General features: G+C 72.2%; 19 protein-coding genes and 1 pseudogene. 10 read left to right on the forward strand and 10 right to left on the reverse strand.

Going from position 1 to position 19,154, the window contains the following annotated elements; genetic code table 11:
* The first annotated feature begins 48 nt into the window (after positions 1 to 48).
* The 4 genes from ACZ6IM_RS05625 to qcrB are packed head-to-tail and all read left to right on the forward strand — an operon-like array spanning position 49 to position 2,928.
* Positions 49 to 447, forward strand: coding sequence for a ChaB family protein (locus ACZ6IM_RS05625; RefSeq protein ID WP_052837256.1), 399 nt, complete (start codon positions 49 to 51; stop codon positions 445 to 447).
* Between the two features lie 37 nt (positions 448 to 484).
* Positions 485 to 844 (forward strand): DUF6479 family protein, encoded by a 360-nt coding sequence (locus ACZ6IM_RS05630; protein ID WP_469554436.1) that lies wholly within the window; start codon positions 485 to 487, stop codon positions 842 to 844.
* Between the two features lie 36 nt (positions 845 to 880).
* Positions 881 to 1,231, forward strand: coding sequence for a DUF8129 domain-containing protein (locus ACZ6IM_RS05635; RefSeq protein ID WP_469554438.1), 351 nt, complete (start codon positions 881 to 883; stop codon positions 1,229 to 1,231).
* Positions 1,232 to 1,275: 44 nt separating this feature from the next.
* Complete coding sequence (gene qcrB, locus ACZ6IM_RS05640; protein WP_052837253.1) at positions 1,276 to 2,928, forward strand: cytochrome bc1 complex cytochrome b subunit; 1,653 nt, start codon at positions 1,276 to 1,278, stop codon at positions 2,926 to 2,928.
* Here qcrB and ACZ6IM_RS05645 read toward each other — a convergent pair.
* The 5 genes from ACZ6IM_RS05645 to ACZ6IM_RS05665 form a co-directional block, all read right to left on the reverse strand.
* Complete coding sequence (locus ACZ6IM_RS05645; RefSeq protein ID WP_469554440.1) at positions 2,817 to 3,314, reverse strand: cytochrome c oxidase subunit 4; 498 nt, start codon at positions 3,312 to 3,314, stop codon at positions 2,817 to 2,819. The genes qcrB and ACZ6IM_RS05645 overlap by 112 nt on opposite strands.
* Positions 3,311 to 4,987, reverse strand: a complete 1,677-nt coding sequence (gene ctaD / locus ACZ6IM_RS05650) for an aa3-type cytochrome oxidase subunit I (RefSeq protein WP_469554441.1) — start codon at positions 4,985 to 4,987, stop codon at positions 3,311 to 3,313. Before ctaD ends, ACZ6IM_RS05645 begins: the two co-directional genes overlap by 4 nt.
* Positions 4,988 to 5,104: 117 nt before the next feature.
* On the reverse strand, positions 5,105 to 5,737 hold the full coding sequence (locus tag ACZ6IM_RS05655; protein WP_469554443.1) for a hypothetical protein: 633 nt from the start codon (positions 5,735 to 5,737) through the stop codon (positions 5,105 to 5,107).
* Entirely contained in the window at positions 5,734 to 7,215 is a 1,482-nt protein-coding gene (locus ACZ6IM_RS05660; protein WP_052837374.1) for a sensor histidine kinase, read from the reverse strand. The genes ACZ6IM_RS05655 and ACZ6IM_RS05660 overlap by 4 nt, the downstream gene beginning before the upstream one ends.
* Before the next feature lie 26 nt (positions 7,216 to 7,241).
* Positions 7,242 to 7,931 carry a response regulator gene (locus ACZ6IM_RS05665; protein ID WP_052837250.1) on the reverse strand — a complete coding sequence of 230 codons (690 nt, stop codon included), beginning with the start codon at positions 7,929 to 7,931 and terminating at the stop codon, positions 7,242 to 7,244.
* A 113-nt stretch (positions 7,932 to 8,044) separates the two neighbouring features.
* Here ACZ6IM_RS05665 and ACZ6IM_RS05670 point away from each other — a divergent pair, with 113 nt between their 5' ends.
* The gene (locus tag ACZ6IM_RS05670; protein WP_469554445.1) at positions 8,045 to 9,004 is read left to right on the forward strand and encodes a DUF3152 domain-containing protein; all 960 of its coding nucleotides are present in this window, start codon (positions 8,045 to 8,047) and stop codon (positions 9,002 to 9,004) included.
* On the opposite strand, the gene ACZ6IM_RS05675 is transcribed toward ACZ6IM_RS05670, so the two are convergent.
* The 3 genes from ACZ6IM_RS05675 to ACZ6IM_RS05685 all read right to left on the reverse strand — a co-directional run bounded on the left by ACZ6IM_RS05675 (position 8,982) and on the right by ACZ6IM_RS05685 (position 10,769).
* Positions 8,982 to 9,206, reverse strand: a complete 225-nt coding sequence (locus tag ACZ6IM_RS05675; RefSeq protein ID WP_469554446.1) for a hypothetical protein — start codon at positions 9,204 to 9,206, stop codon at positions 8,982 to 8,984. The two genes, ACZ6IM_RS05670 and ACZ6IM_RS05675, sit on opposite strands and share 23 nt — an antisense overlap.
* Before the next feature lie 79 nt (positions 9,207 to 9,285).
* Positions 9,286 to 10,335 carry an SPFH domain-containing protein gene (locus tag ACZ6IM_RS05680; protein ID WP_052837248.1) on the reverse strand — a complete coding sequence of 350 codons (1,050 nt, stop codon included), beginning with the start codon at positions 10,333 to 10,335 and terminating at the stop codon, positions 9,286 to 9,288.
* Positions 10,336 to 10,337: 2 nt separating this feature from the next.
* Entirely contained in the window at positions 10,338 to 10,769 is a 432-nt protein-coding gene (locus ACZ6IM_RS05685) for an NfeD family protein (protein ID WP_052837247.1), read from the reverse strand.
* A gap of 394 nt (positions 10,770 to 11,163) precedes the next feature.
* Here ACZ6IM_RS05685 and ACZ6IM_RS05690 point away from each other — a divergent pair, with 394 nt between their 5' ends.
* A complete protein-coding gene (locus ACZ6IM_RS05690) occupies positions 11,164 to 11,619 on the forward strand; it encodes a DoxX family protein (RefSeq protein WP_052837246.1) in 456 nt (151 codons plus the stop codon).
* Positions 11,620 to 11,682: 63 nt separating this feature from the next.
* Here ACZ6IM_RS05690 and ACZ6IM_RS05695 read toward each other — a convergent pair whose 3' ends face one another.
* The gene (locus tag ACZ6IM_RS05695; RefSeq protein ID WP_052837245.1) at positions 11,683 to 12,804 is read right to left on the reverse strand and encodes an FAD-dependent oxidoreductase; all 1,122 of its coding nucleotides are present in this window, start codon (positions 12,802 to 12,804) and stop codon (positions 11,683 to 11,685) included.
* Between the two features lie 148 nt (positions 12,805 to 12,952).
* Here ACZ6IM_RS05695 and ACZ6IM_RS05700 point away from each other — a divergent pair, with 148 nt between their 5' ends.
* From ACZ6IM_RS05700 to ACZ6IM_RS05715, 4 genes and pseudogenes are all read left to right on the forward strand, one after another.
* Positions 12,953 to 13,672: a TetR/AcrR family transcriptional regulator gene (locus ACZ6IM_RS05700; protein ID WP_052837244.1), complete on the forward strand. Its 720-nt coding sequence runs from the start codon at positions 12,953 to 12,955 to the stop codon at positions 13,670 to 13,672.
* 269 nt (positions 13,673 to 13,941) lie between these two features.
* Positions 13,942 to 15,150 (forward strand): type III polyketide synthase, encoded by a 1,209-nt coding sequence (locus ACZ6IM_RS05705; protein WP_469554449.1) that lies wholly within the window; start codon positions 13,942 to 13,944, stop codon positions 15,148 to 15,150.
* 147 nt (positions 15,151 to 15,297) lie between these two features.
* Complete coding sequence (locus ACZ6IM_RS05710; RefSeq protein ID WP_469554452.1) at positions 15,298 to 17,457, forward strand: ATP-binding SpoIIE family protein phosphatase; 2,160 nt, start codon at positions 15,298 to 15,300, stop codon at positions 17,455 to 17,457.
* A gap of 106 nt (positions 17,458 to 17,563) precedes the next feature.
* Positions 17,564 to 18,190 (forward strand): annotated as a pseudogene (locus ACZ6IM_RS05715) (histidine phosphatase family protein).
* 27 nt (positions 18,191 to 18,217) lie between these two features.
* Here ACZ6IM_RS05715 and ACZ6IM_RS05720 read toward each other — a convergent pair.
* Positions 18,218 to 19,111 carry a helix-turn-helix transcriptional regulator gene (locus ACZ6IM_RS05720; RefSeq protein ID WP_052837241.1) on the reverse strand — a complete coding sequence of 298 codons (894 nt, stop codon included), beginning with the start codon at positions 19,109 to 19,111 and terminating at the stop codon, positions 18,218 to 18,220.
* Positions 19,112 to 19,154: the final 43 nt, after the last annotated feature.

The raw sequence follows: 19,154 nt of genomic DNA on the forward strand, positions 1-19,154 counted from the left end.
GCGACCGGCGGGGGCGATGAGACCGACGCCGCACGGAGGTGCACGGACATGCCGGGACGACAGGAACTGCCGTCGACTCTGCAACGCTCCTCGCCTCAGGCCCGGCGCACCTGGATCAAGGCCCACGACTCGGCCGTCGAGGAGTACGGCGAGGGCGAGCGGGCGCACCGGGTGGCCTACGGGGCGCTCAAGCACACGTACGAGAAGGTCGGCGACCACTGGGAGCGCAAGGAGGGCGGCCGCAAGGGCCCCTCCGACCCCCGGTCCGGGCGGCCCCGCGGACAGGGCGGGCGCAGCGGCGAGGGTGTCGACGAGAAGGCGTCGAAGGAGCACCTGTACGGCGTCGCCCGGCGCCTGGGCGTGGAGGGCCGGTCGAAGATGTCGAAGGCGGACCTGCTCGCGGCGATCAGGAAGGCCAACCGTTCGCGGACGCGAGCGTCGCGGTGAGCAGGTTGATCACGCGGGCCGGGGGTACCCGCGCTCCATGACCAACGCATCGATGGACCTGGCCGCGGGCGGCTCCGGCGCACTCGCGATCTGGCTGGTCGTCGCGGCCGTGGTGGTGGTGGCCGTGCTGATCGGCGCGTTCGCCTTCGGCAGCCGGCAAATGCGCCGGGAGCCGCCGCCCCCGCGTCCGGAGGAACAGCCCCGTATGCCCGACGGCGGTCCCGTCCACGAGGAGCGGGAGCGCCGTGAGCCCGACGAGATGCCGCGCAGCGACGAACGCACGCTGCCGCACGAGATGGGGCACCAGGGCAGCCGTACCGCCTCCGACCAGGAGCGGCCCCGCTGGGACGAGGGCAGCAGTGGCTCCTTCGGCAGCGGCGGCCCGGGCGGACGCTGACCCGCGCAAGGTGCCGTACAGAGGGAAGTGAGAACCATGGCGGACCCCGCTCGCACCACCCTGCCCCTGCCCGACTACGACCATCTGCCGATCGGCGGGCTGGAGAGCCGGATCCGGTCGCTGGGTGCGGACGAGGTGGAGGAACTGCTGGCCTACGAGCGGTCGCACGCCGACCGCGTCCCGGCCACGGAGATCCTGTCCACCCGTCTGGAGCAGTTGCGCTCCGGAGCCGAACCGACCTCCGGCGACCCGGGTGCCGTACGCCCGGAGCAGGGCCGCGGCCGCACGGGCTCCCCCGTGTCGCCCGCGACCTCGCCGCAGCCGTTCTCCCCGCCGCCGCACGGTACTCCGGACCAGCGGGGCAAGCCGAAGGGTGACCGTACATAGCCGGGGCGTAGTTTCCGGCACCGGCGGTGGGGAACCCATGCGCCGTGCTGTTGCAGAGGAGAAGGGCCCGCGCCGGTGCGCGGGCCCGTCACGCGGGCGAACACACCGTCACCTGGGCCGACGGGCGGCTGCCCGTCTCCGAGGGCGGGGGGCTGCTGCGCAAGGCCTTCCCCGAGCACTGGTCGTTCCTGCTGGGCGAGATCGCCCTCTACAGCTTCGTCGTGCTGCTGCTGACCGGTGTCTGGCTGACGATGTTCTTCAAACCCTCGATGACGGAGGTCGTCTACGACGGCTCGTACGAGCCCCTGCTGGGCCTGCGGATGTCGGAGGCCTACCGCTCGACCCTGGACATCAGTTTCGACGTGCGCGGCGGGCTGCTGATCCGGCAGCTGCACCACTGGGCGTCCCTGGTGTTCCTCTCGGCCATCGGAGTGCATCTGCTGCGGGTTTTCTTCACCGGAGCGTTCCGCCGGCCGCGTGAGGTCAACTGGCTGATCGGTCTCACGCTGTTCGTGCTGGCGCTCGCCGAGGGCTTCGCCGGCTACTCGCTCCCGGACGACCTGCTGTCCGGCACGGGGCTGCGCATCGCGCAGGGGATCATGCTGTCCATCCCGGTGGTGGGGACCTACATCAGCATGTTCGTGTTCGGCGGCGAGTATCCCGGCCAGGACATCGTGCCCCGGCTGTACTCGGTGCACATCCTGCTGCTCCCCGCACTGCTGGTCGCGCTGGTCACGCTCCATCTGATCCTGGTGTTCTACCTGAAGCACACCCAGTGGGCGGGTCGCGGGCGCACCAACCGCAACGCGGTGGGCAAGCCGATGTTCCCGCAGTTCATGACGAACTCCACCGGCCTGTTCCTCATGGTCTTCGGTCTCCTGACCGTGCTGGCGGCGGTGGCCGAGATCAACCCGATCTGGACGTACGGTCCCTACCGACCCGACGTCGTCTCCACGGGCTCGCAGCCGGACTGGTACGTCGGGTTCCTGGAGGGCTCGCTGCGGCTGATGCCGCCGTTCGAGACGGCGGTGGCGGGCCACACCGTCATGTGGAACGTGCTGGTGCCGGCGGTCCTGCTGCCGGGCGCCCTGTTCGCGGTGCTGTACGCCTACCCGTTCTTCGAGCGGTGGGTGACGGGCGATCACGAGGAACACCACCTGTGCGACCGGCCCCGGGACAAGCCCGTCCGCACCGGGCTGGGCGTCGCCGCGATCGTCTTCTACGCGGTGCTGCTGCTGGCGGGCGGCAACGACATCCTCGCCCACACCTTCCACGTCTCCCTGAACCTGCTGACCTGGATCTTCCGCGTCTCGCTGGTGGTGGCGCCGCTGCTGGCCTTCGTCGCGGCCAAGCGCGTCTGCCTGGCACTGCAGGAGCACGACCTGGAGCGCCTGACGGAGGGCGAGGAGACGGGCGAGGTGCACCAGACCCTCGCGGGCGGCTACGCCGAGAGCCATGGTCCCCTCGACCCCGAGGAGCGTTACGTACTGCTGGCCCGCAGGCAGCCCGAGCCGCTCGCGCCGTCCCCGAAGGAGGGCGACGCCCCTCATGTGGGCCGGCTGCGGGCGACGCTCAGCGAGTGGTACTACGGCGACCGGGTCGACGTCGAGGAGCCGGAGCGGGAGTCGGCGCCGGGAGCGACGGCGCGGGCGGAAGCCGCGGAACGGGACGCCCACTCGGGCGAACCGGAGCGCTGAACGCCCCGGTCGGCGTACTGGAAGACCAGTCCGCCGACCCCCATGGCGAGCAGGCCGAAGCCGATCAGCGCCAGCCACAGGCCGAAGACGATGCCGAACGCGAGCACCACGGCGGCCAGCGCGATGGAGATCGGCCAGGCGCTGCGCGGCGGGAAGAAGTCGAGCGGACCCGCGGTGTCCACGACCTCGCCCTCACCGCGGTCCTGCGCCCGCAGACCGCGCTTGCGGTACTGCACGCGCAGGAAGAACGCGACGAGTGAGGCCATGAGGAAGGCGAGGACGAGGGCGGCGGTGCCGGCGGGCTCGCGCGACCACCAGCCGTAGAGCGCCGCCTCGGCGCCGAAGAAGACCGCGACACCGGTGAACAGACGGGATTCGGTCCTCACTGCACATGCCTCTGGTCGTGTCGGGTGATGTCGGGGTGGTGCAGGTCGAACGCCGGGGACTCGGAGCGGATCCGGGGCAGCGACGTGAAGTTGTGGCGCGGCGGCGGGCTGCTGGTGGCCCATTCGAGGGAACGGCCGTAGCCCCAGGGGTCGTCCCGCTCGACCTTCACGCCGTACTGGCGGGTGCGCCACACGTTGTAGAGGAACGGCAGTGTGGACAGCCCGAGGAGGAAGGCGCCGATGGAGCTGATGGTGTTCAGCGTGGTGAAGCCGTCCGCGGCCAGGTAGTCGGCGTAGCGGCGAGGCATGCCCTGCTCGCCGAGCCAGTGCTGGACGAGGAAGGTGGTCTGGAAGCCGACGAAGAGCGTCCAGAAGTGGATCTTGCCGAGGCGTTCGTCGAGCAGTTTGCCGGTGAACTTCGGCCACCAGAAGTAGAAGCCGGCGAACATCGCGAACACGACGGTGCCGAACAGCACGTAGTGCAGGTGGGCGACGATGAAGTACGAGTCCGTCAGATGGAAGTCCAGGGGCGGGGAGGCGATGAGGACGCCGCTCATGCCGCCGAGCAGGAACGTCACCAGGAATCCGCACGCCCACAGCATGGGGGTCTCGAAGGAGAGCGAGCCGCGGATCATCGTGCCGATCCAGTTGAAGAACTTCACACCGGTCGGCACGGCGATGAGAAACGACATGAGAGAGAAGAAGGGGAGCAGCACGGCGCCGGTGGCGAACATGTGGTGGGCCCACACCACCGCGGAGAGAAAGGTGATGGCGATGGTGGCGCCGACCAGGCTGACGTAGCCGAAGATCGGCTTGCGGCTGAAGACCGGGATGATCTCGGTGACGATGCCGAAGAACGGCAGCGCGACGATGTACACCTCGGGGTGGCCGAAGAACCAGAACAGGTGCTGCCACAACAGCGCCCCGCCGTTCGCCGCGTCGAAGACGTGCGCGCCGAACTTGCGGTCGGCCTCGAGCATCAGCAGCGCGGCGGTGAGCACGGGGAAGGCGGGCAGCACCAGGATCGACGTGAACAGGATGTTCCAGGTGAAGATCGGCATCCGGAACATGGTCATACCGGGGGCGCGCAGACAGATGATGGTGGTGATGAAGTTGACGGCGCTGAGCGTGGTCGACACGCCGCTCACCACCAGGCCCATCGTCCACAGGTCACCGCCCGGGCCCGGACTGAAGGTGGCGCTGTTCAGCGGCGCGTAGGCGAACCAGCCGAACGAGGCCGCTCCCCCGGGCGTCAGGAATCCCGCCACGACCATCAGGCCGCCGAACAGGTACATCCAGTACGACAGCGCGTTCAGCCGGGGGAACGCCAGGTCGGGGGCGCCGATCTGCAGGGGCATGATGACGTTGGTGAACCCGGCGAACAGCGGGGTCGCGAACAGCAGCATCATGATGGTGCCGTGCACGGTGAACAGCTGGTTGTACTGCTCGTTGCTGAACAACTGCAGCCCGGGACGGGCGAGTTCACTGCGCATCAGCATGGCCAGGACGCCGCCGAGGAGGAAGAAGCCGAACGACGTCGCCAGGTAGAGACGGCCGATCACCTTGTGATCGGTCGTCGTGGCCCACCGCACCAGCGTCCGGCCCAGCGTGCGGTTCGTCCGCTGCCGAGCCGGTGTCCGGCGCGGCGACCCGGTCCTTCTGTCCACCGCCATGCGGCGGAGAGTACCCAGGCGCCCTGGGCTCAGACCTAGGACCACGCCGAGGCCGCCGCCGGGCGCCCGGCGGATGGGCCACCTGGCGCAACCGGGTCCGGCGCCGCCGGTGAGCCGTCAGCCGCCGGTTCCGCCGGCGCCTGTGCCGGGGTCCGCCCCGGTGTCGGCGGTCCCCGGGGCCCGGGGGGTCCTGGGGGCGGCCAGGCCGAGCGGGCAGTCCTCGCTGGAGCGGCCGGCCAGCCGGCCGCCGGGCTGCTCGACGGTCACCTGCGCGCTCCCCAGTGCCGGGTCCTGGCGCAGCCGGGCGACGGCGACGGTGCAGGCCAGTTGGTCGACGGCCGTGTCGCTGAGACTCCCCGCGCTCCGCGGCAGCCGGACGTTGACGCCGGTGCCGTCGGTGCGGATGGTGGGAGCCTCGGCGGCGGGCGGCAGTTCGGTGGTCAGCCCCCTCCCGCGCTCCTTGGCGTCGGGCCCCTTGAACAGCATGAGCAGGGTGCTGCCGAGGTCGGTCGAGCCCGGCACCGTGCGGTCCACCGCGGCCAGCGACCCGTCCTCGACGAAGTAGAGCGGGATCGTGACGAGGGGAACCGCCTCGGGCACGGACTCCGACGGCACGGAGGTGACGCCCGGGTCCAGGACGCCGGTCGCGGGTTCGCCCGCCTCGACCACTCCGGTCTCGGGGATGCCGCACGCGGAGAGCGGGAGCAGCGCCGCGAGCAGCAGCGGGAAGGCACGCGCGGACGTTTTCATGTGCGGTCCTCCTTCGCCGGGGACGGTGCCCGGTCCTCCGTGGCGTCCGGCCGCAGCGGCAGGACGACCGTGAAGACGGCCCCGCCCTCCGGGTGGTTGGCCGCCCGGACGGTGCCGCCGTGCAGGCGTACGTTCTCCGTGGTGATGGCCAGGCCGAGGCCGCTGCCCTCGCTGCGGGCGCGGGCGTCGGCCGACTTGTAGAAGCGGTCGAAGACATGGGGCAGGACGCTCTCGGGAATGCCGCCCCCACCGTCGCGAACCGTGACGACGGCCTGCCTTCCGGCGTGCGGGTCGTCCCGCGCGTGGAGGTCCACGCGGACCGGGGGCGCGCCGTGCCTGAGGGCGTTGGCGACGAGGTTCGCCACGATGACGTCGAGGCGGCGCGGATCGACGCGGCCGCGCAGCGCGCCCGGCTCCGGCAGGCAGGTCTCCACGGTGTCCTGCCAGCCTCGGGCGGCGAGCGTGCGGCGCAGGGACTCGGCGAGATCGATCTCGTCCAGGTGCAGGGCGGCCGCGCCCGCGTCGAACCGGGAGATCTCCATCAGGTCGTCCACCAGCGCGGCCAGCTTCGTGGTCTCCGCGCTGATCAGGCGGACGGCCGTCGCGGTGTCCTCGTCGAGGCCGGCGGCGTCCTCGTCCAGCACGTCGGTGACCGCCGACATCGCCGCCAGCGGGGTGCGCAGTTCGTGGGAGACGTCCGCGGCGAAGCGGCGGGCGCCGGCTTCCATGCGCCGCAGTTCCGCCACCGAGCCCTCCAGCGCCGCGGCGGTCTCGTTGAAGGTGCGGGAGAGGTCGGCGAGTTCGTCGGAGCCGTGTACCGCGAGCCGGGTGTCCAGCCGCCCCTCGGCGATGCTGCGGGTCGCCCGGCGCAGTGCCCGCACCGGACGCAGCACGCCGCGAGCGGCCAGGAGGGCGATCAGGACGGCCAGGGCCAGGGCCGGTACGGTGGCGCGTTCGATAGCGGTGACCAGCGCGTCGACGTACCCCTGTTCCTCCCGCTGCGGCACCGTGAGGTACACCTCCAGTCCGGAGGCGCGCCGCTCGGTGCGGTACTGGCCGGCGAAGGTGACGGGCATGCCGACGACCAGTGAGGGGCGGCCGTCGTGCGACACCCGCTGGAACACGGTGGCCCGGCGGGAGCGCACGGACTCGCGCATCGCCGGGGACAGTTCCGCGAAGGCGTCCCCGGGGACGGACGTCGCGCTCGCCTCCCGGTAGGCGACCAGCACCCGCCACGGCTGTGACCGACCGCCCCTGGACACGTCGTCGGCGAACGACTCCAGGCCGGCCGCGTCGGGCGGGAACCGGTAGTTGGGCACCAGGGTGTCGACGCGGTGCCGGAACTCCTCGATCACCGTGTCCTGGCTCTGCTGCAGGACCCCGGTCCGTGCCTCGCGGAAGGTCAGCGCGCCGGTGGTCACCGTGGCCACGACCGCGACGAGGGTGAAGGTCACCACCAGCCGCAGGCGCAGCCCCATCAGCGCCCGCAGCACCCGGGGAACTCTCACCGGGGCCCGAACCGGTAGCCGAAGCCGCGCACGGTGTGGACGTAACGCGGACTGCCCGGCGGCTCACCGATCTTGGACCGCAGTCGCTTGACGCAGGCGTCCACGAGCCGCGCGTCCCCGTGGTAGTTGTGCTCCCACACGGCCTCCAGGAGCTGCTGGCGGCTGAACACCTGCCCGGCCGAGGCGGACAGGGTGAGCAGCAGCCGCAGTTCGGAGGGGCCGAGGGCGACGGGGCGCCCCTGGTGGGTGACGGTCAGTCCGGCCCGGTCGATGACCAGGTCGCCGTGGTGTTCGGTGCGCGGTGTCCCCTGGTCGTCCGCCGTGCCGCCCACGCGGCGCAGCACGGCGCGTATGCGTGCGTCCAGTACGCGGGCGCGGACCGGTTTGACCACGTAGTCGTCGGCTCCGGACTCCAGTCCCACGACGATGTCGGCGTCGTCGCCGCGTGCGGTGGCCATGATGATCGGCACTTGGTCGTGGGCGCGTATGCGGCGGCACACCTCCAGGCCGGACATGCCCGGCAGCATCAGGTCGAGGACCACCGCGTCGGGCCGGAACGACCGGAGCTGCTCCAGTCCGTCCTCGCCGGTCGCGGCCGCGGCGACCTCGTGCCCCTGCCGGCGCAGGGCCAGTCGCACGCCGTCCCGGACAGCGCGGTCGTCTTCGATGATCAGGACCCGTGGCATGCAGCTCAGTATGCGCGTGCACGGGTGGCGGACCGCGCGTGGGTGACGGCTGTTACACAGCGGTCCAAAAGCCGTCCACGGACGATCACACGCCCGGGGCACGCTTTGTGATCATGAACGAGCGCCGTCGACCGACTCCCCCACCGTCCTCCGCCACGGGCCGCCGCCGCGGCAGCCGCTCGCGCCGCCGCCGCGGCGGCCGGTCCCGCCTGCTGTGGCCGGGGCTCGCGGCCGGGGCCGTCCTGGTGCTCGCCGGCGGTCTGGCCCTCAAGGGGGCCACGGAGTCCTCCGGCGGTTCCACCGACACGGCGGATGCGTCCTCGTCGGCGCCGGGACCGGGGTCGCCCCGCGCCGGCGGGACGGAGGAGAAGCCGAAGGACGGGTCGACGGCCTCGCCGGCGAAGGAGAAGAAGGAGACAGAGACAGAAGAGGAGAAGGAGGAGCAGCAGGAGAAGACGGAGGAGGACGGGAAGGGGACGGAGGAGAAGCCGGACCCCGACTCGATACCGTCGTCCGGACCAGGGACCTTCGCCACCGCGGGCGGCGGCGGTGACCGGGTCGGCGGGAGCGAGCGGACACTGACGTACGTGGTGCAGGTCGAGGACGGCATCGGTATCCCGGCACCGGACGTCGCTGCCGAGGTGGAGCGCATCCTGGCCGACGGACGGGGCTGGACGGCCGACGGGAAGGTGGGGTTCCGGCGGGTGTCCGGGGGCGCGTCGGACTTCCGGGTACGGCTCGCCACGGCGGGGACGGTGGACGACATATGCGGGCAGTACGGCCTGGACACCGGCGGCGAGGTCAACTGCAACGTGGGCCAGGACGTCATGGTCAACCTCAAACGGTGGCTGCTGGCCACGCAGTACTACGCGGACGACGTGACCTCGTACCGCGCGTTGATCATCAACCACGAGGTGGGGCACTTCCTCGGCCACGGCCATGAGGGCTGCCCCGGTGCGGGACGTCCGGCGCCGGTGATGATGCAGCAGATCAAGGGCCTGCACGGCTGCCGCACCAACGTCTGGCCCTACGACGCCGACGGGCGTGCCATCACGGGCCCTGCCGTCGGCTGACGGTGTCGCGGCCCGCCTTTGCGCAGTCCGGGTTCCGGCAGGTGCCCGGGACCCAGACCGGGACGTTGATCCCCAGCGTCTTGTGCCGGTGGAGCTCGGCGGGGACGCGGTGTCCGCAGGACGGGCAGATGTCCGAGTACTGCGCGTCGACCTGCCGCGTGGCGGTACGCGTCGTCCGTGCCTTCTGCGTGTGACTGCTCATGATGCCCACACCCACGCTCGTCAGACCCATGGAACGGCTCTCTGCTCTCACCTTACGCTCGATGCCGCCGTGCCGGTTCTCAGCGGTCGTCGGCCACGGGGGCGGTCCGCATCGCCTCGGTGGGCACGCCGTTGGCCTTGGCCGCGTCGGCGAGGGCCTGGGCGGCGGCCTCCGCGGCCTGCGCCGTGTCGTTGGCCGCCTGGGCGGCGCCCTCCTCCGACGACGGGCTCTCCCGGGTGGCCGGCGACTGCGGCAGCGCTTCGGTGAAGGCGCGGGACACCCCCTGGAGCGCGGAGGTGACCTCGCTGGGGATGACCCAGAACGTGCTGCCCGAGCCCTGTGCCAGCTGGGGCAGCACCTGGAGGTACTGGTAGGCGAGGAGCTTGGGGTCGGGGTCGTTGCGGTGCACGGCCTGGAAGACCTCGTCGATGGCCCGGGACTGTCCCTCCGCCTTGAGGATCTCGGCGGTGCGGTTGCCCTCGGCGCGCAGGACGGCGGCCTGCTTGTCGCCCTCGGCGGTGAGGATCTGCGACTGACGCTGGCCCTCGGCGCCGAGGATCGCGGCCCGCTTGTCCCGCTCGGCCCGCATCTGCTTCTGCATGGCGTCCTTGATGGACTGCGGCGGATCGATCGCCTTGATCTCCACCCGGTTCACCCGCAGCCCCCATTTGCCGGTGGCCTCGTCCAGCACTCCGCGCAATTGGCTGTTGATGGTGTCGCGCGAGGTGAGGGTCTTCTCCAGGTCCATGGATCCCACGACGTTGCGCAGGGTGGTGACGGTGAGCTGCTCGACCGCCTGGAGGAAGTTCGCGATCTCGTAGAAGGCCGCGCGTGGGTCCGTGACCTGGAAATACAGCACGGTGTCGATCTCGACGACCAGATTGTCCTCGGTGATGACCGGTTGGGGCTTGAAGGAGACCACCTGTTCACGCAGGTCGATCACCGGATAGACCCGGTCGATATACGGAATGACGACGCTGAGTCCGGGTTTCAGCGTGCGGTGGTAACGGCCGAGCCGTTCGACGTTGCGGGCGCGGGCCTGCGGCACGATGCGCACCGCCCGTACCACGGTGAAGACGGCGAGCAGCGCGACGATCACACCGGCGATGAGGAACGCCGAGGCTTCCATGGTCACTCCCGGGGATAGACGAATGCGGTGGTGCCGCTGATCTCCAGGACGTCGACGGTCGCACCCCGGGGAATCACCAGCGTCTCGTCGTAGGAGCGGGCCGTCCATTCCTCACCGCCGATGCGGACCCTGCCTTCCCTTCCGGTCACGTCGGAGACGACGTAGGCGGCCTGGCCGATCAGGGCGTCGACGCCGAAGCGCTTGGTCTCGGGCTGGACGAGGTGACGCAGCGCGACGGGGCGGAGGAAGAGGAGGGTGACCGCGGAGACGACCGTGAAAACGAGGAATTGAAAGGGCGTGGAAAGACCCGCCGCCGCGGTGGTGGAAGTGATCAGCGCGGCCACTCCCAGCATTCCGAGCGCGGCGGTCAGGGTGAAGATCTCCGCCACGATCAGGACCGCCGAAACGATCAGCCAGATCAGCCACGGATCCATCGCGGCCCCCTTTCCGCTTTCGAATTATTTTACCGGCTTTCCGGAAAACGGGACCCGTTCGTCACGCGGCAGCGCAGGCTCCGAGGGCTTCCCGGACGCCCCACCCGCCGGTGGTGCCGGGCTTCTCGCCGGTCACTCGGCGCACTGGTCCGGTCAAGCGCCGGCGCAACATCAACCGCCAAGAAACGGAGCCGACTTGACGCGACGGCCGCACCGCGCAACTCGTTGCGCTATTGGTCTAGACAAGGGTCGGCGTGATGGTTGACAGTCGAATGGGTCGTGCGTCTCCCCCCTCCCTCGGGACGCCCTCTGACCCCGCCTTCGTGCCGCGCACCATCCCCACCGGCCGCCGGTCCCCGACCCGTGGCCGCTGCGCAAGAGAGGAGCACCACCGTTGGAAGCGCTGGAAAATCGCAGGGAGCACGTGATCGCGCTCTTCCGCATCGTCATGGGCCTGCTGTTCGCCTGCCACGGAGCCGCCACCCTGTTCGACGTCCTGGGCGGCCCGCACGGAGCCGCGCCCGGCTTCGCCGCGTGGCCCGGCTGGTGGGCCGCCGTGGTGCAACTCGCCGGCGGCACACTGGTGCTGTGCGGCCTCGGCACCCGCACCGCGGCCGTCCTGTGCTCCGGGTCCATGGCGTACGCCTACTTCGTGGAACACCAGCCCGACGGGCTCTTCCCCATCGAGAACGGCGGGGAGTCGGCGGCCATGTTCTGCTGGTCCTTCCTCCTGGTCGCCGCCGTCGGTCCGGGCCGCTGGAGCCTGGCCTCCCGCCTCCGCCCGCGGCGGGATGACGGCGGCGAACGGGCCACCCGGACACTGCCCACGGACACGCCGACGTCCGCCTGAACCCGGGCGCGCCCGACCGGTCCCGGGCGCTCGCCACCCGCCCGGGACCGCCGCACCGCCCGCCTACTCCTGTCCGGCGAACATGTCGATCAGACCGTACGGCGCGTCGTCGCCGTACATCAGCGCGTGCAGCCGGGACGCGTCGGCGGCCTCCGCCGCACCACGCGGGAACAGGTCCCGTTCGTACGCGGCGAGCGCGGCCTCCGTGTCACCGGGGTGCGCGGCGAGGGCCCGGCCGAGTTCGGCGCCGTCGTACATGGCCAGGTTGGCCCCTTCGCCGGACGGGGGCATGAGGTGGGCCGCGTCGCCAAGCAGGGTCACTCCCGGCACCCGCTCCCACCGGTGCGCGGCGGGGAGGGTGTGCAGCGGACGCAGGACCGGCGCGGTGTCGGCGTCGGTGATCAGCGCGGTCAACTCCGGTGCCCACCCGGCGAACTCCCCCGCCACCCGCGCCGCGCCCGTCGCCCCGGCGAGGTCGACGCCGTCGAACCACTCCCGCGATTTGCGCAGGGCCACATAGGCGTGCAGGGTCCCTCCGGTCTCCCGGTGGGCCTGGATCGCCTTCCCGGGCGCGAGGGCGAACATCGCACCGTCGCCGACCGCCTTCGCGGTGGCCGGGTGCCTGACGTCGGCGTCGAACATCCACGTCTCGACGAACGACATGCCGACGTACTCGGGCATGGCACCGGAAACCAGCGGCCGCACCCGGGACCACGCGCCGTCCGCGCCGACCAGCAGGCTCGTGACGACGGAGGTGCCGTCGGCGAACGCCACCTCGTGGCGGCCGTCGCCGAGGGAGCGGGCGGCCCGGACCTTGTGGCCCCAGCGGACGGTGCCGGCCGGGAGCGAGTCGAGCAGCATCCGCCGCAGTTCGCCGCGCATCACCTCGGGGCGGCCGCCCGTGCCGTCGTCGCCCTCCTCGTACAGGACCGTCCCGTCCGGCGCGAGGGCCCGCGCCGCCTGACGGCCCTCCAGTACGAGACCGCGGAACTCCTCGAACAGCCCCGCGGCCCGAAGGGCGGGCTGGCCGTTGCCGGCGTGTATGTCGAGCATCCCGCCCTGGGCGCGGGCCGTGGGCGAGGTCTCGGCCTCGTGGACTGTGGCCGGGATCCCGTGGACGTGCAGGACACGGGCGAGCGTGAGGCCGCCCAGTCCGGCACCGACGATCGTGACGTGCGTGGTCATGGTGCGAACCTCCTGATCGCCGCCCCCGGGGCCGGGGCCGGCAAGGACCGACAGAGACTGGAACAACGTTCCAGCACATCCAGGGTGGAACGCCGTTCCATCGCATGTCAAGCTGGAACGACGTTCCAGGAGGTCTAGGATGAGACCCATGGCAACCAGGTCGCGCCGCCCGGAACGGCGGCAGGAACCCCTCTCGCGGGAGCGCATCGTCGGGGCCGCCGTCGAACTCCTCGACACCGTGGGAGAGCGCGGCCTCACCTTCCGCGCCCTGGCCGAGCGCCTTTCGACCGGCCCCGGGGCGATCTACTGGCACATCACAGGAAAGGCGGAACTGCTCGCCGCCGCCACGGACGCGGTCGTCACCGCCGCCGTGACCGTCGACGCCGCCGGCACCGCCGACGCGCCCGAGGACGCGATCCGCGCCGTGGCGCTCGGCCTGTTCGACGCGACCGAAGCGCACCCGTGGCTGGCCACGCAGCTCGCGACGCAGCTGTCCCGCACCCCCTGGGGGACGGTGGCGCCCCGGATCTTCGAGAGCCTCGGCCGCCAGGTCCGGGCGATGGGCGTCCCCGAGGCGCACTGGTTCACGGCGTCCTCGGCTCTGATGCACTACATCCTCGGCGCCGCCGGCCAGAACGCCGCGAACTCCACGGGCGCCGTGAGCGCCGGCCCGTCGGGGCGCGACGTGGACCGTGACGAGTTCCTGGACACCGTGTCGACGGCCTGGGAAGGACTCGACCCGGACGAGTACCCGTTCACCCGGGCCGTGGCGGACCAGGTGCGCGGCCACGACGACCGCGAGCAGTTCCTCGCCGGAATCACCCTCGTCCTGGCCGGTATCACGGCACTTCACCGCCCCGGCCGGTAGAACCGGGCGCCACCGTCCGCCGTCCGGACGGCCCTCGGCGTGTGCGCCGTCTCACGCATCCCACGCCTGACCAAGTTGCGTGGGTCACTGCACAAATGCCCTTTTCGCCGTCATGCTCGATGTGCGAGGCGCCGCGCGAAGTCGCGCGTACCGCCGTCGACTTGGCCGCCACACAGTCAAGTGAGCCGTGCCACAGCACTCGTGGCGCCCATCCTTCCCCCGCCTTGCCCCTCCCCCGCCTTGCCCCTCCCCGCAGAAAGGTGCCCATCGTGGCCGCATACCTGTGCGCTCCCGCCGTGATACACGGCGAGCACTCCGTGAAGACCAGCGAGATCGTGGCGGAAGTGCGCGACCGGCACCCGGACGCGGCGTGGGCGACGCGGATCGACGGCATCGCGGCCAGTACGGGCATCGGGACCCGCGGCTGGATGCTTCCCCTGGAGGCCGCCGTCGCGCCCGGCGAGGGCGGCGCCCTGGGGACCGCCGACCTCGGGGCCGCCCGGCAGGCGCTGGCCCGCGACGGGTTCACCGAACAGGAGGCGGAGCGCGCGATCGCCGCCCTCGGGGCGGTACCCGCGCCGCAGACCGTCCAGGAACGCACCGCCCCTGCCTGGGAGGCCGTCCAGTCCTACGGGGAACGTGCGGCCCGCGGGGCCCTGCAGATCGCCGGGCTGGACGCCGCGGACGTCGACTGCCTGATCACCAGCAACTCCACCACCCCGGCCCTGCCCGGACTGGACGTGGCCCTGGCCAACCGGCTGCCGCTGCGCGGCGATGCCATGCTGCTGCCGGCCACCCAGTGGGCCTGCGTGGCCGGGACCCGCTCCCTGGCGCTGGCGGCGGACCTCGTGGCCGCGGACCCCGACCGGGTGGTCCTGGTGGTGATCTCCGAGGCGCTGAGTACGACCTACCAGCCCGCCGACGACACCCTGGAGTCCCTGATCGTCCGGCTGCTGTTCGCGGACACCGCGGTCGCCGCCGTGGTCACCGGCCGCCCGCGGCGCGAGTCGGTGCTCCGGCTGGACGCCTCCTGGCACCACACCCTGCCGGGCACACGGGACCTGCACCGCCTGGAGACGCGGGCGGACGGCACCCACTTCGTGATGGACCGGCGCGGGCCGCGGGCGGTGCAGGACACGGTCACCGCGATGTGGGAGTGGCTCCGTGCCCGCTACGAGGACGACCCCGCCTCCTGGCACCCCGACGTCCTGCTCGCGCACCCCGGCGGAACCCGGGTGCTGGAGTACATGGAGCAGACGATGCCCGAGGAGTGGCCGTCGGGGCTCCTGGAGTACAGCCGGGACAGCTACACCAGCGGCAACCGCGGGGGCGCCGCCGTGTTCGACATCCTGCGCCGGGCGCACGACGCCGGGCAGAAGGCGGGCAGCCGTGCCGTCCTCTACGCGGCCGCCCCCGGCCTCACGGCCACCGCCCTGGAAGGGGAGTGGCTCCAGGGGCCGCTCGGTCACCTTGCGTGATCAGCGTGCACTCCGCTGGTGTGGGCGAAGCGTGCGCCGGTGTTATTGAATGGGGTGTGCGGTCGGGATCCTCGGGGGCTCATCCGCACGGGTTCGAGTACGGCCCCGGCACTGTGCCGGGGTTGGCGAGCGAGCTGAGGGAGCCGCATGGACTCCACACCCTCCCCGTCGTCCTCGTCGCCGTTCGACCTGGTCAGCAGCGCTCTGGGGCAGTACATCCCGCATGGCGGAGCGGCGGCGGCCGGTTCCGCCGAGTCGCAGGGGGACCCCGGCGGCGATCAACCGGAGCACGACCATCCTGCAGGGGGCCGACCGGAGCAGATCCTCGGTGCGGTCAATCTGGACCGGGAGCTGAGAGTCACCCGGAGCAACCTCGACGCCCCCGTCTTCGCGGGACTGGACGCCGTGGTCGGGAGCCCGTTCGTCGATCTCCTGCCCCAGGGTGACGTACCGACGGTCACCCGGCGGTTGCGCCAGGTCCTCGAGACCGGCGAGGCCCACGTGGCCCGGGTCCAGCGGCTGCGCCGCCGCGACGGGTCGGAGCTGGTGGTCTCGATGAGCATCCTGCCCGCGGCGGCGCCCCAGGAGGGTCTGACGGTCTCCGTGATCGCCATGGCCAGGAGGCTGCACCTGTACGCCGCCGAGACCGCGATCGGCACCTCGCTGGACATCGGCGAGACAGCGCAGTCGCTGGCGGAGTCCCTGCTGGCGTGGGGGGACGTGGCCGCCGTCGACCTCGACTTCGCCGTGTGGACGGGCGAGGGCGTCACCGAGCGGGCGCAGGGCCGCATCCGGCTGCGGCGGGCCGCCCTGGTGCCGGACCGCGCGTGGCCCGAGGGCTATGTGACCCTCGGCGAGGATCTTCCCAGCGACGCGAGCCGCCTGCTGTCGCAGGCGATACGGCGCGCCGACGCCCCGCAGTCCATCGTCCTGCCCGACCGGGAGGCGATCGAGCGGGTGCTCGGCAGCCCGCGGCTGGTGCGTGCCCTGGTGCCCGGGGACCGGTCGGCGGGTGTGGCGTGCGTACCGCTGGTGCTGGAGGGCGATCCGCCGGTCGTCCTGGGCGTGGCGGAGGTCTGGCGGCGGGCGGACCGCCCCTTCGCCGACAGCGAGCTGCTCGACCTCCAGGAACTGGTCGCCAGGACCTCCCACCACGTGGACCTGGCCCGCCAGCACCAGCGCGAGCACACCCAGGTGCTGGCCCTCCAGCGCCGGCTGCTGCCGCGCTCGGCCGGCGGAACCGTCCAGACCGCCAGCGTCTACCAGCCCACCACCCCCGACAGCGCGGGCGTCGGCGGTGACTGGGTGAACAGCTTCCCGCTGCCGGACGGCCGTACCGCGCTGGTCGTCGGTGACGTCGTCGGGCACGGACTGGGGGCGGCGGCGACCATGGGCCAGCTGAGCATGGAGGCCCGCGCGCTGCTCTCCGCCGGCCTGGCACCGGACGAGGTGCTGGAGCACCTGGACGACACCGTGACGCTGCTGGACGACTCGGAGTCCGGACTGGCGGCCGGTTACAGCGCCCTCGGCTCGACCTGCTGCATCGCCGTCTACGACCCCGTCAGCCACCGGGTGACGCTGTCCAGCGCCGGCCACCTGCCCCCGATCCTGGTCACGCCGGACGGACACGCCGGCCCCCTCCCGGTCCGCCCGCACCCCGGTCTGGGAGCGGAGTTCGCACTGCGGGAGCCGTTCGGCGTGCACGCGTTCGCCGCACCCCCGGGCTCTCTGCTCGCCCTCTACACCGACGGTCTGGTGGAGGACCCGGCCGTGCCGATCGACGAGGGCATCGGCAGGCTGGCGGACGCGGTGTCCGCGGTGCACCCCTGGGACACGCTGCAGCAGGCAGCGCGGCGGGTGGTCTCCGAGGTGATGCCGGCGCGCCAGCGCGACGACGTGACCCTGCTGCTCGCGCGCATGATCGGCTACCGCAAGGGGGACACCGCGACCTGGCGGCTGCCCGCCCGCGACGACGCGGCCGCGCGGGCCCGCGCGCTGGTCTCCGCGCTGCTGCGGCAGTGGCGCACCAGGGACAGCGCCCGCGACAGTGTGCTGCTCCTGGTCAGCGAGCTGGTCACCAACGCGGTCCGGTTCGCCGGCGGCCCGATCACGGTACGGCTGATCAGGGCCGGTCCAGGACTGCTGTGCGAGGTCGGCGACACCGGCAACGGCAGACCGCGGCTGGGCCGGGGCGGGCTCCTCGACGACGGGGGCCGGGGCCTGCACGTGGTGCACCGGCTCACCAGCCGGTGGGGAGTGCGCTGGACGGACACCGGCAAGGTGGTCTGGGCCGAGGTCGTGCGCTGACGCGGCGGGCAGGGAACCAGGGCGACGCGGCGGGCAGGGAACCAGGGCGCACGGGACCGGCGTCCGTGGCAGCACAAGATCGCCAGTGCGCCCCGAGGAGCCCGAGATGACCGGCACTGCCACCCGCTACCTCTATCTCGCGCGGCACGGCGAGGCCTCGCCGGACGAGAGCACGCTGACGGACGCCGGCCGGCGGCAGGCCACCCTGCTCGGCCGGCGCCTGCGCGACGTTCCCCTGACCGCCGTCCACCACGGCCCCCTGCCGCGGGCGGCGGAGACCGCGCGCCTGGTCGCGGACGAACTGGAGGGTGTCACTGCGCGCGTTTCGGAGAGCGCCGGCGACTAGGTGCCCCACGTACCGCAACGGCAGGAGCTCCCGGCCGAGTCGGCGGACCACTACCTCGGCTTCCTCGCCGGTGCCACGGACGAGGAACGCGAACGCGGACCGGCGCTCGCCCGTCAGGCGCTGCGCCGTTTCACGGGGGCGGTGACGGACTGCGCCGAGGACCGGCACGAGCTGGTCGTCACCCACAACTTCCTCATCGCCTGGCTCGTCCGCGACGCCATGCACGCACCGAAGTGGCGGTGGCTCGGCCTCGACCACGCCAACGCGGCGCTCACCGTCATCCGCTACGCGCCCGGCCGAGCGGCCTGCGTCCTCCTGACCAACGACATGCGCCACCTGCCCGCCGAGCTGCGCTGGACGGGCTTTCCCCCCGCCCGGCACGTCTGAGGGCGCGGGACCCGGCGCCGACAGCGGTCAGCCGGCCGCGGAGCGTTCCGTCTCCGGGGCGGCTTCCCGGGTGGCGGCCCAGGAGGCGAGGAGGCGCAGGCCCTCTTCGGAGGCCGAGCCGGGTTCGGCGGTGTAGACGGTGAGGGTGAGGCCCGGTGCGGCCGCCAGCTCCAGGCCCTCGAAGGCGAGGGTGAGGTCGCCGACGGCGTGGTGGTGGAAGCGCTTGGTGCCGGTGCCGTGGTGGCGGACGTTGTGCGCACCCCACCGGGTACGGAACTCGTCGCTGCGGGTGCACAGCTCCCCGACCAGGTCGTGCAGGTCCTTGTCGTGCGGGTTGCGGCCGGCCTCGGTGCGCAGGATGGCCACGGCGACGTCGGCGAAGGCGTCCCACTCCGGGTAGAAGCGCCGCGAGGCGGGGTCGAGGAAGTTGAAGCGGGCCAGGTTCTCCTGGTTGCCCGGCGTGGCGTAGATGTCGGCGTAGAAGGCGCGGGAGAGCGCGTTGGCGGCGAGGATGTCCATCCGGCCGTTGCGGACGAACGCGGGTCCGGCCGTGATCGCGTCGAGTGTCCACTGCAGGCTGCGGTGCGGCGTCCACTGGTTGCCGGTACGCCGGCGGCGGGGGCGGGTGAGGGCGTCGGAGCCGTCGGCGGCCTGGGCCAGGTTCACCAGGTGGGCGCGCTCGGCGTCGTCGAGCTGCAAGGCGCGCACCAGGGCTTCGAGGACGCCAGGGGAGACGCCGGCGAGGTTGCCGCGCTCCAGTTTCGCGTAGTACTCCACGCTCATGTCGGCCAGCGCCGCGACCTCGCTGCGACGCAGGCCCGGCACGCGTCGCCGGGTGCCGGAAGGCAGGCCGGCCCGCTCGGGGGTGATCCTGGCGCGCCGCGAGGTGAGGAACTCGCGGACCTCCGCACGATTGTCCATGTCTTCGACGGTACGTCCCGCGGGCGGCCATAGGGATGTACTG

Source organism: Streptomyces sp. NPDC042336 (assembly GCF_055581985.1).